General features: G+C 70.9%; 15 protein-coding genes. 7 read left to right on the forward strand and 8 right to left on the reverse strand.

Annotated elements, in window-relative coordinates:
- Window positions 1–41 precede the first annotated feature (41 nt).
- Entirely contained in the window at window positions 42–1,007 is a 966-nt protein-coding gene (locus E6R60_RS10325) for an LLM class F420-dependent oxidoreductase (RefSeq protein ID WP_136326177.1), read from the forward strand.
- A 220-nt stretch (window positions 1,008–1,227) separates the two neighbouring features.
- Here E6R60_RS10325 and E6R60_RS10330 read toward each other — a convergent pair whose 3' ends face one another.
- Window positions 1,228–1,668, reverse strand: coding sequence for an ATP-binding protein (locus tag E6R60_RS10330; RefSeq protein WP_206309366.1), 441 nt, complete (start codon window positions 1,666–1,668; stop codon window positions 1,228–1,230).
- Window positions 1,669–1,871: 203 nt separating this feature from the next.
- On the opposite strand from E6R60_RS10330, the gene E6R60_RS36640 reads away from it, so the two are divergent.
- From E6R60_RS36640 to E6R60_RS10340, 3 genes are all read left to right on the forward strand, one after another.
- Window positions 1,872–2,042, forward strand: coding sequence for a hypothetical protein (locus tag E6R60_RS36640; protein WP_168713576.1), 171 nt, complete (start codon window positions 1,872–1,874; stop codon window positions 2,040–2,042).
- A gap of 249 nt (window positions 2,043–2,291) precedes the next feature.
- Window positions 2,292–2,474: a DUF6480 family protein gene (locus tag E6R60_RS10335; protein ID WP_136326178.1), complete on the forward strand. Its 183-nt coding sequence runs from the start codon at window positions 2,292–2,294 to the stop codon at window positions 2,472–2,474.
- Window positions 2,475–2,644: 170 nt separating this feature from the next.
- On the forward strand, window positions 2,645–3,112 hold the full coding sequence (locus E6R60_RS10340; protein ID WP_136326179.1) for an MSMEG_6728 family protein: 468 nt from the start codon (window positions 2,645–2,647) through the stop codon (window positions 3,110–3,112).
- A 173-nt stretch (window positions 3,113–3,285) separates the two neighbouring features.
- On the opposite strand, the gene E6R60_RS10345 is transcribed toward E6R60_RS10340, so the two are convergent.
- Complete coding sequence (locus tag E6R60_RS10345; protein ID WP_136326395.1) at window positions 3,286–3,564, reverse strand: DUF3140 domain-containing protein; 279 nt, start codon at window positions 3,562–3,564, stop codon at window positions 3,286–3,288.
- Window positions 3,565–3,613: 49 nt separating this feature from the next.
- Window positions 3,614–3,844, reverse strand: coding sequence for a DUF2945 domain-containing protein (locus E6R60_RS10350; RefSeq protein ID WP_136326180.1), 231 nt, complete (start codon window positions 3,842–3,844; stop codon window positions 3,614–3,616).
- 548 nt (window positions 3,845–4,392) lie between these two features.
- Here E6R60_RS10350 and E6R60_RS10355 point away from each other — a divergent pair.
- On the forward strand, window positions 4,393–4,833 hold the full coding sequence (locus E6R60_RS10355; protein ID WP_136326181.1) for a hypothetical protein: 441 nt from the start codon (window positions 4,393–4,395) through the stop codon (window positions 4,831–4,833).
- A gap of 377 nt (window positions 4,834–5,210) precedes the next feature.
- Here the strand turns inward: E6R60_RS10355 and E6R60_RS10360 are convergent, their stop codons facing one another.
- Together E6R60_RS10360 and E6R60_RS10365 are read right to left on the reverse strand one after the other, a co-directional pair.
- Complete coding sequence (locus E6R60_RS10360; protein WP_136326182.1) at window positions 5,211–5,813, reverse strand: ester cyclase; 603 nt, start codon at window positions 5,811–5,813, stop codon at window positions 5,211–5,213.
- Window positions 5,814–6,237: 424 nt separating this feature from the next.
- On the reverse strand, window positions 6,238–6,963 hold the full coding sequence (locus tag E6R60_RS10365) for an SDR family oxidoreductase (protein ID WP_136326183.1): 726 nt from the start codon (window positions 6,961–6,963) through the stop codon (window positions 6,238–6,240).
- Window positions 6,964–7,065: 102 nt separating this feature from the next.
- Here E6R60_RS10365 and E6R60_RS10370 point away from each other — a divergent pair, with 102 nt between their 5' ends.
- Window positions 7,066–7,992: a LysR family transcriptional regulator gene (locus tag E6R60_RS10370; protein WP_136326184.1), complete on the forward strand. Its 927-nt coding sequence runs from the start codon at window positions 7,066–7,068 to the stop codon at window positions 7,990–7,992.
- A gap of 255 nt (window positions 7,993–8,247) precedes the next feature.
- On the opposite strand, the gene E6R60_RS10375 is transcribed toward E6R60_RS10370, so the two are convergent.
- Window positions 8,248–8,655, reverse strand: a complete 408-nt coding sequence (locus tag E6R60_RS10375; RefSeq protein ID WP_136326185.1) for an FhaA domain-containing protein — start codon at window positions 8,653–8,655, stop codon at window positions 8,248–8,250.
- A gap of 25 nt (window positions 8,656–8,680) precedes the next feature.
- Complete coding sequence (locus E6R60_RS36645) at window positions 8,681–8,827, reverse strand: hypothetical protein (RefSeq protein WP_168713577.1); 147 nt, start codon at window positions 8,825–8,827, stop codon at window positions 8,681–8,683.
- Between the two features lie 708 nt (window positions 8,828–9,535).
- Between E6R60_RS36645 and E6R60_RS10380 the strand changes: the two genes are divergently transcribed.
- Entirely contained in the window at window positions 9,536–10,999 is a 1,464-nt protein-coding gene (locus E6R60_RS10380) for an amino acid permease (protein ID WP_136326186.1), read from the forward strand.
- Window positions 11,000–11,429: 430 nt separating this feature from the next.
- On the opposite strand, the gene E6R60_RS10385 is transcribed toward E6R60_RS10380, so the two are convergent.
- Window positions 11,430–11,702, reverse strand: a complete 273-nt coding sequence (locus E6R60_RS10385) for a response regulator transcription factor (protein ID WP_136326187.1) — start codon at window positions 11,700–11,702, stop codon at window positions 11,430–11,432.
- Between the last annotated feature and the right edge of the window lie 7 nt (window positions 11,703–11,709).

Genomic DNA, 11,709 nt, shown 5'->3' on the forward strand with positions numbered 1-11,709 from the left:
CTCCCCCTTGCACGCCGTACACCCCCAGGGAGAAGAGCGACATGCTGCAAATCGGATACACGATGATGACCGAGCAAGCCGGCCCACGCGATCTCGTCAGCCATGTGGTCGGCGCGGAGCGGGCCGGCTTCGACTTCTCCGTCACCTCGGACCACTACTTCCCCTGGCTGGGCTCCCAGGGCCACGCCCCCTACGCCTGGAGCGTGCTCGGGGCCGCCGCGCAAGCCACCGAACGCATCCCGCTGATGACCTACGTGACCTGCCCGACCAAGCGCTATCACCCGGCCGTGGTCGCGCAGAAGGCGGCCACGATGCAACTGCTCTCCCAGGGCCGCTTCCGGCTGGGACTCGGCTCGGGCGAGAACCTCAACGAACACGTCACGGGCGACGGCTGGCCCTCCGCCCACGTCCGTCTGCAGATGCTGGAAGAGGCCGTGGAGATCATTGGCGCCCTCCTCTCCGGGGAGACGGTCGAGCACCACGGCGCTCACTTCGACGTGTCGAACGCCAAGCTGTGGGACCTTCCCGATTCGCCCCCTCCCCTCGGCATCGCCGTGTCCGGCGAGCGCTCCTGCGACCTCGCCGGCCGCCGGGCCGACCTGCTGATCGCCACCGAACCCAAACAGGAGTTGATCACCGCGTTCGAGCGGCACGGCGGCGGGGGCAAGCCGAAGGTCGGCCAGCTGCCCATCTGCTACGACACCGACCGCGATGCGGCGATCGCCCGCGCCCACGACCAGTTCCGCTGGTTCAGCGGTGGGTGGCCGGTCAACTCGGAACTCCCGAACCCGGCCGGGTTCGCCGGTGCCACGCAGTTCGTCCGGCCCGAGGACGTGGCCCGGTCCATTCCGTGCGGCGAGGACGTCGAAGCGGTCGTCGAGGCGGTACGGCCGTACGCTCAGGCCGGTTTCACCGAGGTCGCCCTCGTACAGATCGGCGGTGCCCACCAGGAGCCGTATCTGAGGTGGGCGGAGGAGAAGCTACTGCCCGCCCTGCGGGAACTGTGACGAGGCGGACAGCAGCCGCCCGGAGGAGGGGCGGGTCAGGGCAGCCCCCGAGCGGTGTGTGGGCTCCACGCCCGGGTGGTACCTGAGAGCGCGGCGCGCTCTCTCCGCGATGCCGGTGGCCCCGGGAGTACCGGGCCACCGGCATCGGGGGCGGCCGAGACGTTCGTGCGGCGCGCACCGGGCAGCCATGCTCCGGATGCGGGTCGCTGCTGCCCTCTGCTCAGCTGACATCCTTGCCATGCCGGGGCTTCGGAGCGCCCGGCGGTACGAAACACGCCGTGACGGTCTTGCCGGACGCCTGCGGATGTGTGGTCCAGTCGTCGGCGAGCGCGTCGACGATGGCCAGTCCGCGGCCCCCGGTCGTCGTGAGGTCTTCGGACTGCTTCTTGGGCGGCAGCGGGTCCGAGTCGTGGACGCTCACGTGCAGGCAGTGGCTGTCCCAGGTCAGCACCAGCTGGGCGTCACTGTGCGCGTGCACGTGCGCGTTGGTGACCAGTTCGGAAACACTGAGCAGTATCGCGTCCACTATTTCGGGGGCGTCCTTGGTCCACCCCAAGGACGCCAGATGCTCGCTCGTCCACTGCCGGCCGGCCCGCACGCCTTGCGACACCGGAAACGACTGAGCCCATCCCATCGCTCGCAGCGACATGTCTTTCGCCATCGCACCTCCCTCGATCGGTCCTCGTCACCCGTCTACCCCCGCCTTCGAGGAGAACCCCCTCTCCTCGGCCCGCCTCCCGGCCGCCTCTCCCGAAGCCGAAACGAAGCCGACCTCACAGCCGAAGACGAAGTCGAAGCGGAATCGGGGTCTGTCCGCGCGATGTCCGGGCACACGCACCTCACCTTCATCGAGAGGAGCACTCCATGCTCGGCATAGCAGCAGCCGTCCTGTTCGTCATCGCTTTCCTGATCAACGCCGCGGACATCACCACCAACGACGTCTTCGCCTCCGTGAACCTCATGCTCCTGGGCCTGGCCCTTCTTGCCCTGCACGTCGCGGGGATCGGAACGGCCCGTCCCTCCCGCAGACGCTGACGCCGACGGTGACCCGGCGCCTCAGCCTCCGGCCCCGACGCGTGCAGGGCCGGGCCACAGCCAGGAGTGATGGCGCTGAGGAGCCGGGCCGTTCGCCCTCCCGGGAGGGGCCAGGGGGCAGGCGCCCACGTCGGCACTCGACCTGGTCTGCGCCGGCATCGTCCGTACCCCGCTCACCCGGCGGGAAGCTCCGGACGCACGCGTCCTCGAGACAATGCAGAAAGTAGGCGAGGGGGAGAAGATGGATATATGGCCTCTTCATCAAACCCTCCGGGAGAGACACCGCCTGCTGAGGGATCGATCAGCGAAGCGCACGAAGAACGCGCGGACGGAGGCATGTGGGAACACCCAGGGGTGTGGGTGAGTCTGATCGTGCTCGGTTCCGTCATCGTCGCCGCGTACTTCGCGGCCCGAATTTTCGGATACGGCTGAACCCGACTGTCGGTACGTCTGAACCAAGCTGTACGTTCCCCGGCGCGCAGGTCGGAGGCGGCGGCTGCCAGGGGTGGGCCCAGGGTGACCGGGTGATGCCCGGGCCAGGGCCCCCGGAAGGGGAGCCCCGTTGTCGCAACGATGCGCCGCCACTCGGACATGGGACGGTCATGCAGACGTTTCTCCCCTATCCCGACTTCATCGCGTCAGCGGCCGTCCTCGACCAACGACGCCTGGGCAAGCAGCGCGTCGAGGCCCTCCAGGTGCAGCGTGGCCTGACGGTCCCCGGCTACGGCTGGCGGCATCACCCCGCCGTGCGCATGTGGACCGGCTACGAAGAGGCGTGGGTGCGCTACGGGCTCGAGATCTGCCGGGTGTGGACGGCAGCCGGGCACGGCGACACGTGCGCCGCCTCCCTGATGACCGGCTTCGCGGCCCATCACGCTCACCCGGAAGTCCGCACGCAGGAGCAGCTCATGGCGGACGGTGAACTGCCGCCCTGGCTGGGAGATCCCGCATTCCACCGCAGTCACCGGTCGGCACTGCGCACCAAGGACCCGGCCGTCTACGGTCCTCTGTTCCCGGACGATCCCGAGGGCCTTCCGTACGTCTGGCCCGCCTCTGACCGGTCGCGTTGAGCAGGGTGCGGTGCCGCTGCGGCGGGCGAAGGTGCGGACCGTTCGAAAGGCCACCGGCCTCCGCGTGGCGCGCGGCCGCCGGGCGCATCTCGCTCCCTCTGCGCGGACGGCGGGTGAAAGCGGTCAGCCGGGACTGCCGCCGGGCTCCGTCCCAGGCGGGAAGGCACCCAGGACTACGCGGTGGGGTCGTGGCCCCAGTTCATGAGCGAGTAACGCCAGCGGGTTTCCGTGATGTCCCCGTCGGGACGCTGAGCGGTGTGCCGTCGCACGTAGGCGCTGACCTTGCGCATGTGCGCGAGGTCGCTCTCGCTGAGGTCCGCCTTCTTCGTGTGCAGCAGCTCCACGATCCGGCGGCCGGAAGCGTGCCCGGTCGACTCGGCGTCGCCGCTCTTCTGACCCGCCTCGCGCGACTCGTCCGTCGCCAGCCACGTGTCCAGCTCACCGGCGGTCATGTTCACCGAGGCGTCGATGACGTCCTGCCTGTCCTCGTCGCCGCGCGGCTCACGAGCCGCCACTCTTCTTGCGCAGTGATTCGGGCTTGTGGACGGCCGTCCTCCTCGTCTTGTCGCTCTTCACCTCGTACTGGGGCTCGTCCTTCGAGGCGTCCACCGTCCGACCGGCGGCCTCGGTACGCCGGTCGATCTTGCGCGTGACGGTCCCCTCGACCTCCTGCCCATGGCTCTTCCACACCACGTCGTCGCCCTTGGAGAGTTTCCTGCCCTTTTTCGTCATGCCCAGGTGCCCTTCTGTCGGTGACCTCAGCCGGCTGGTTTCCGCCGGATACACCACGGATGCGGTGCTGCCAGGATCATGGCTGCGAGGCCCCCGCGCACGCGGGACGACCGCGCCCGGGGTGCGTGCCCGGGGTCCGTGCCCTGCGGCGAGCGGCGCACCGCCCCGGGGACTCACCCCGGGAGGGTGGTCAGTGGGTGCGTGTGCCGGCGGCGGGGTCTTCTCGGCGGTGCGGGGCGTGGTTCTGCGGGAGGCCGCCTTCCCGGGCGGCCTTCCCGGGCGGCCTTCCCGGCGGCAGCGGCGGCTTTGGCCGCATGGTCCTCGGTTCCGGCGTCCGCGGTGGGGTCCGGCCCGCCGGACCGTACGCGCGCACACCCTGCGAAACGCTGCTGCGGGACTGCGCCGGTGAACGCCCCGCCTCACCACGGGCGCTCCGGAGGAGCTTCGCCGGCATCGGTTATCGGCCGTTGCGGCATCGGGGGCCGACGTGCATACGTTGCCGGGGCCCTGGTGAGCGGGTCGGCGGCCGGGCAGGCTAGTTTGCTCGGATGAGCCTCCTTGATGACGTGGCCGAGCGCGACGGCTGGCGATGCTGGGTCTGCGACGAAGCGGTCGACCCCGACAAGTCGGTGAACGACCCGAGGGGACCCAGCGTCGACACTCGGACTGCCGACCGGAAGGCCAAGGTCGCCGAGCGGCTCGCGCACCGCGGATGCAACACGCGCAAGGGCGCGGTCAAGGTGACCATCGCCTGGCCCGACCGCCTCTATGTGGTCGAACCCGCGCCGCTGATCACCGTTGCCGCGAGGCTGGAGCGCAAGGGGGGCCGCGAGATGGTGGGCCGTTGTCCGACGAGGCAGGACGCCCAAGAGGCGGCGGACTGGCTGGTGGACCGTTTCTCTCGACTGGTTCCGGGGCTGCCGGTGACCGCGGACATCGAGCCGGGCGGCGGCCAGTTCCTCGTCATTCTGGCCACCGGCCGCCGCTGACCAGGGATCAGCAACGGCTCCTCGCGTCGCGCTGCACCGTCGGCCGCACCAACCTGTCATGGCAGGAACCGACCCCTAGGGCTCGCCTGTGCCCGGCTACCGGTCGATGCCGCCGATTGGCGCAGCCGTGCCCGAGGCCGAATGCCGCAGGAGCGCTCCACGTGAACGACTGCACCGAAGAGAGATCGGCTCCGGAGTACCGGGGCGAGCAGGGCCGCCCATGGCGACTCCGGCTGCGTAGCCGGTGACCAGCAGCCCGGCCGTCGGCACCGGCACCGAAGGCGCGGTGGCCGGCGTGGGAGCAGGCCGGCCACCGCGCACTCGGTGGTTTCGATGGCGAAGGCAGCCGCCACGAGCGGCTTCCAGAACGGCTGGCGTCAGTCGCTGACGCCGAGCTGGCTCATCAGGGTCTGATTGTCCTCGATGTGCCAGTCCTCGATGATCTTGTCGGTGCCGACGTGCTGGATGTCGAGGGCGTTGAAGTCGACGTTCTGGCCCTTGCCCTGGACGCCGTCGAAGGTGCCGGTGAAGTGGCCGTGGAAGACCATCCGGGCGGTGATCTTGTCGCCAGTGACCAGCACATCGGACAGCTCGCAGGTCAGGTCCGGCACGGCGGTGCGGAAGTTCTTCGAGGCGAGGACCGGGCCTGCGGGGCCCTGGGGGCGGCCGGCGGGCAGCGTGTTGTCCTTGAACTCAGGGCTGATGGCGGCATCCAGGTACTTCTGCTGCCCGGTGTTCCAGAAGGTGTAGAGCTGCTGGGCCAGGTGCACCTCCTGCGCGGCCCGGCGCCGGCCGATCGAGCGGTCGACGGTCAGCGACTCGGGCTGGACCAGGTCGGGCGAGCGGTCGATCAGGCGCTGCGGCCAGGCGTGCGGGGGGCGGATGCCGTCGTGAGCGGAGGCGAGTGCGACGGTGCCGCCGGCCAGGCCGGCGACCGAGGCGGCGACGGCGACAGCGCGGATGAGGTTGCGGGAACGCATGGGACTACTCCTGGGAAGTGAAGGTGAGGGTGGTACGTCAGAGCTGCCGGAGGGCCACGACGGTTGACGGCCCGCTCCGGGCCGGTGACAGGTCCGAGCCCCGCGTCGCTGCTCGTCGGTGACGTCGAGACTTCCGGTCGGGGCCTGGGCTGGGCGGACGGTGCCGACCCGCCGTCGGGCCGCCCGCGCCGGACGGGCGCCTCGGCCGGCACGCGCTCGGCGGCACCGGGAGGTCGGGGCCGGCGGGCAGGCCCGTGAGTGCGGACCCGATCCGGCGATGCCGGCCGGGGTCGCGGGCCCGTGCCGACGGCAGGGGCGCCTCGGCGTCGAGCAGCCGTGCCGGGGCCGTTGCCGGTCCTGCGGAACCGCCGGTGACGAGGGGGTCCTTGCCGTGCAAGGGAGGGGCCCGTCAGCCGGCGTACCGTCAGGCGAGCCGGCCGCCGCCGTCGACGTGCAGCACAGTGCCGGTGACGTAGGGGTTGTCGATGACGTAGAGGACGGCCTTGATCAGGTCGTCCGTGGCTCCCACCCGACGGGCGGGGTTGCGCTCGGCGACGCTGCGCAGGAAGGCGTCCTTGTCGGCGCCGAGTCCGTCCCAGGAGCCGGTGTCCACGATGCCCGGGGAGACGGCGTTGACGCGCACCGGGGCGATCTCCACCGCGAGGGCCTGGACCAGGAAGGCCAGCGCCCCGTTGGTGGTGGCCATCACGGTCCGCGCGGGGGCGGGGCGCCAGGCGGCCACGCCGGAGAAGTAGGTGAACGAGCCGCCCTCGCGCACCTGGCCGGCCAGGTGTTTGGCAAGCAGCATCGGGCCGATCACCTTGGCGGCGAAGGCGCGCTGTATGTCCGCGAGTTCGAGTTCGGCCAGCGGGCCGTTGGCGGGCATCGCGGCGGTCGAGACCAGGTGGTCGAACCGGCCGGCCCGCTTGGCGAGGGCGGCGATCGAGGCCTCCTCGGCCAGGTCGACCGGGACCACCTCGGCCGGCCCTGTCAGCTCGCCGGCGGTCCATTCGAGCTTGCGCGGGTCGGGCCCGGCGAGGACCAGGTCCGCACCGGCCGCCGAGGCGACCCGGGCCAGCAGGCGACCGGTGCCGGAACCGGCGCCGACGACGACCAGGCGCTGTCCGGTGAGATCCGCAGAGGTTGTCATGCCGAACTCCTTGAGGAGAGGTGGTGGGCTTGTTCCGACCCTCTCCCGACCTGGTGCGATAAGTCCAAGGCTTGTTTTTTGTCCCTGCGATAAAATCTCTTCATGGCAACGCTGAGGCAGCTCACCTACTTGGTCACCGTGGTCGACACCGGCTCGTTCACGCAGGCGGCCGAGCTCCTGCACGTCACACAGCCGGCCCTGTCCCATCAGATCCGGGCGCTGGAGAGTTCGCTGGGCGGTTCGCTGCTGGAACGCCTGCCGCGCGCCATCAGACCGACCCCGATGGGCCGGGCGGTGCTGCCGCATGCCCGAGCCGCCCTCGCCGAGAGCGAGCGCCTGCACACCGCGGCGCGGCGCGCGGCCGGCCTCGAGGGAGGCGAACTGGAGGTCGCCACCGTCTACTCGGTCAGCCTGGGCATCCTGCCGCCCGTCCTGCGGGCCTGGCGCCGGCGGCACCCGGGCGTGCGGATCAGGCTGCGCGAATTCGCGCACGCCGACCAGTTGCAGGCCGCGATGGCCGCAGGACAGGCCGATCTCGCCATCGGCCCGACCCCGGCCGGCTGGGAGGGACCGATCCGCGAACTGGGCATCGAGGAGTTCGTCATCGTGCTGCCCAGCGACGACCCGCTCGCGAGCGAACCACCGGGTCCGCTGGCACTGTCCGTGCTGGCCGATCGCGCCTGGGTGCGCTACGCGCCCGGCAACGGCCTTGCCGACCTGCTCGACCAGGCCTGCCGCCAGGCGGGCTTCAACCCCACGACCGCCGTCCACGCCGAGCAGACCTCGACCGCACCGCTGCTGGCCGCCGCCGGACTGGGACCGGCCCTCGTCCCGGCCAACATCGTCCCCCTGGACTTCGACGGCCTGCTGCGCCTGCCGGACCCGCCGGTCCGCCGCCCCCTCACCGCCTACACGCGCACCCGGCCGGACCCGCTGACCACCACGTTCGCGGACCTGCTCGCCCGTCAGGCCTGCGTCGTCCCGGATCACATCCAGGCGCTGGCCACAGCGCAGAGCTCCGCGCCTTAACCTCGGGCGCAGGATTGGGCGACCGAAGCGGTCGCCCTCGGGGGAACCGTCCTGGGGGCGAGTCCGGCCGCGTCCGGGAGCCGACCGTGACTCCCGGAACCGAAGCCGGGTACCGGCGGGCCCGGTGGCACGCTCTCCCGGCCACAGGCGGCCGCTCGCGGTGTCTGCACGGCGCTGCGCGGGGACCTGCGGCCCCGCGGCGCCGACGAGGGCCTCGAGCCGTCCACCGGGTACCGGCCGGACCCCCCGCGAGGATCAGCCTTCCGCCGGAAAGGCGTCCGCACGCACATGCGGCATGGGGGTGCTGTTCACCCGGTAGGGATCACCGGACGGGCGATCGGTGGGACTGACGCGCAGGGTGAGCGGCCCCACCCACTCGTATCCCATGCGCTCGCCGTGCCGTGCCAGGTCGTCGGTCAGCGCCTCTCCCACGTCGCCGCCGGTCTGCCGCACCAACTCCTCGTGCACGCGGGCGTCCAGTTCCACCTCGTAGGCGTTGGGCACGACCACTCTGCTCTCGCTGAACACGACGGCCCGGGAATCGCACTCTCGCCGCAGCGCGTCGAGGAGTTCGACGGGTTCATCGTGGTGGGTCCTGGAGACCAGAGCGCTTTCCCAGCGCTCCAGGGTCCGTTCCCAGCGTGTCAGTCCTCCCTTGGCCATCAGCCTGCCCTCCCGCTCGCCCCCGTCACCGGCGCCCGCGCAACCGACCGATGAGGTCGCGGGCCTGGGCGCGCTTGCGCGGGTCCGCGGCGGCGCGGCGGGCGCTCGCGATCGCTCGGCGTCCCTGCGGGGTGCGGGAGAACTCCTTGATGCGCGTAACCCATCCGGACATGGTGTTCCTCCTTCGACCTGTGGGCCGCCCGCCTGCCGGGGGCCACCACCTGTATGTCGCGCGCCGTCACAACACGGGATCGCCGGCGCCCCCCTTCGTGAAGCCGGGCACCGGCGGCGACACGACGCAGTCCGTCGACGGCTGCCAGCTGTGAACCACCACCCCGCCCTGAACAACGGCTCCGTGATCAGCTGCCGCGGAAGCCGCGACTGCTCGGCGAACCCGGTGTCCGCCACCACGAAGCCGCACCGGGGCGCGGACACCGGCCTCGGGCTCCGGCAACGCCGGGCGGCCGGGATCCAGGGTTCCGATCCCGGACCGGGCCGCACGTCAAGTACCCAAGGGCGGTCGGCTCATGGACGCCTCCGACCGTGACGGCGCCGGATGACCCACCGAGTGCGTCAGCCGACGTAAGAAGCGCCTGCCCGCGTTCGGAGCCCGTACACCCCGCTCGCCCCGATGTGTCGATTCGTTCGGTGCGGGACAATGTTTCCCCGCCTGGACCGTAAACGCGCAATGATCATCCGTCGATGCGCAACAACGCTGCATTACGAGCGCGAACTCCGGGGCTTAGGCTCATGCCTCGTACCAGGAGTGGCGGCGACCGTCTGCTCAGCGGTTCCCCATCCCCCTCGGGCCTCCTTCGTGACGCCCGTGTCACCGCCGCAGGTCCCGTCCACTGACCCGCAGCGATGAAGGAGTCCCCCAGTGCTGGACCAAGGCACAGTCGCGCCCGATACGACGGCCCCCACGCCGAAGTCATCCGTGCTCTCCGCCCTCACCCGGCGCAAGCCGGTGGAACGCCTGGTCGCCGAGGGTGGACAGGGCGAGGGCGGCAGCCTCCGCCGCTCGCTCTCCATGTGGCAGCTGACGATGATCAGCATCGGTGCCACGCTCGGCACCGGCATCTTCGTGGTCCTCGGCGAATCGGTTCCCAAGGCCGGCCCCGCCGTCACGCTCGCCTTCGTGTTCGCCGGACTCACGGCGCTCTTCTCGGCCCTCTCGTACGCCGAACTCGCCGGCACCATCCCGGTGGCCGGCTCCTCCTACTCGTATGCTTACGCAACGATGGGTGAACTCGTCGCATGGGTCTGCGGCTGGTGTCTGCTCCTGGAGTACGGCGTGTCCGTCGCGGCCGTCGCGGTCGGCTGGGGTGACTACCTCAACCAACTGCTCGACGGAACCCTCGGCGTCACCCTTCCCACGGCGCTCAGCGCACCCCCCGGCGACGGCGGCATATTCAATCTCCCCGCTCTGATCGTCGTCGTGCTCGCCATGATGTTCCTGCTGGGCGGGGCCAAGGAGTCCGCTCGCGCCAACACGATCATGGTCCTCGTGAAGATCGCCTCGCTCGTCCTCTTCTGCGCAATCGGCTTCATGGGCTTCAAGTCGGGCAACTACAGCGACTTCATGCCGCTCGGTATCGGAAGCGTGGGCGCCGCGGGCGCCATCCTCTTCTTCTCCTACATCGGATTCGACGCCGCCTCCACCGCCGGCGAGGAGGCCGAGAACCCCAAGCGCGACCTTCCGCGAGCGATCATGCTCTCCCTGGTCATCGTCACCGTGCTGTACGTGCTCGTCGCCGCCGTGGCGGTCGGCGCGTGGGACTGGAGGAAGTTCGCGGGCTCCGAGGCGACCCTGACCGCGATCATGAACGATGTCACCGGGCAGGGCTTCTGGGGCACCCTGCTCGCGGGCGGTGCGGTCATCTCCATCGCGAGCGTGGTCCTGACGGTGCTCTACGGCCAGACCCGCATCCTCTTCGCGATGTCCCGCGACGGCCTCGTACCCAAGGTCTTCGGCAAGGTGCACCCCACGTCCGGAACGCCTCGTGTCAACACGGTGATCGTCTCGCTCTTCTGCGGTGTCCTCGCGGCGGCCGTTCCGCTCGGCAAGCTCGTCAGCGCGACCAGCATCGGTACGCTCTTCGCGTTCGCCCTGGTCAACATCGCCGTGGTCGTCCTGCGCCGCAACCGGCCCGAGATGGACCGCACGTTCAAGGTGCCCTTCGGCCCGCTCTTCCCCGTTCTGGGCTTCGCCTTCTGCGCCTACAGCATGTACACACTCGACGTGGACACCTGGATCGTGTTCGGCGCCTGGATGGCTGTCGGCCTCGTGTTCTACGCCGTGTACGGCATACGTCGTTCCCGTCTGGCCTCCGCGGAGAAGTGATCCGCCCCCAGCACGGCTCACGGCCTCGCGTGGGAGCGCCCGCCCGCCCGGCCGGCGGGCCGCCGATGCCGGCCTTCGCCATCGCCCCTCAGCCCCACTTGACCGGCCGGCCCCCGGCAGGCCGGTTGACGATGTCCGTCAACCGGCCTGCCGGACGGGGCGACGAACGCACCGTCGGTGCCACAGCCCGTCAGCACGGCCGCACACCGCGCGGAGTGCCGAGGCCCCGGCCGGCGCCACGCGCTCCGGGGTGTCCTCGCCCGGCTTTGAGTTCGGTGCCTCCTCGCACACTCCGAACGGAACGAAGCCGCCGCTGCATAGCCGGTCGTTTCGGGGTGAAGTGCTCACCGGATGGACAAGGCGCCGCAAGGATGCGGTCTCGACCGGTCCGGTGGGGGGACGCGGACACCTGATGACGCGGTGGCGGCTCTTACGGAGGAGCGTCCTGGTCGGCGTCACGCGCGAGCGCCCTTGGCGCCGGGCCGGCCGAAGCCATGCCGGCCAGGACCAGGACGTCGGTCTCGCGGTCGGTGAGTCCGCCGGGGGATGCGGGCTGCTCCCGCTTCACCTCCGGCTGGCGGGCGAAGGTCTCGACGAGCCGGCGGGTGACGGCTGGGGCGAAGAGCATCTCCCCTTCGGCGATGAGAGCGAGGACGGCCAGGAGGCGTTCGGGTCGCCACCGGACGTCGAAGCACTGAGCCACCAGCCGG

This window comes from Streptomyces sp. A0642 (genome assembly GCF_004795105.1).
GTDB lineage: Bacteria > Actinomycetota > Actinomycetes > Streptomycetales > Streptomycetaceae > Streptomyces.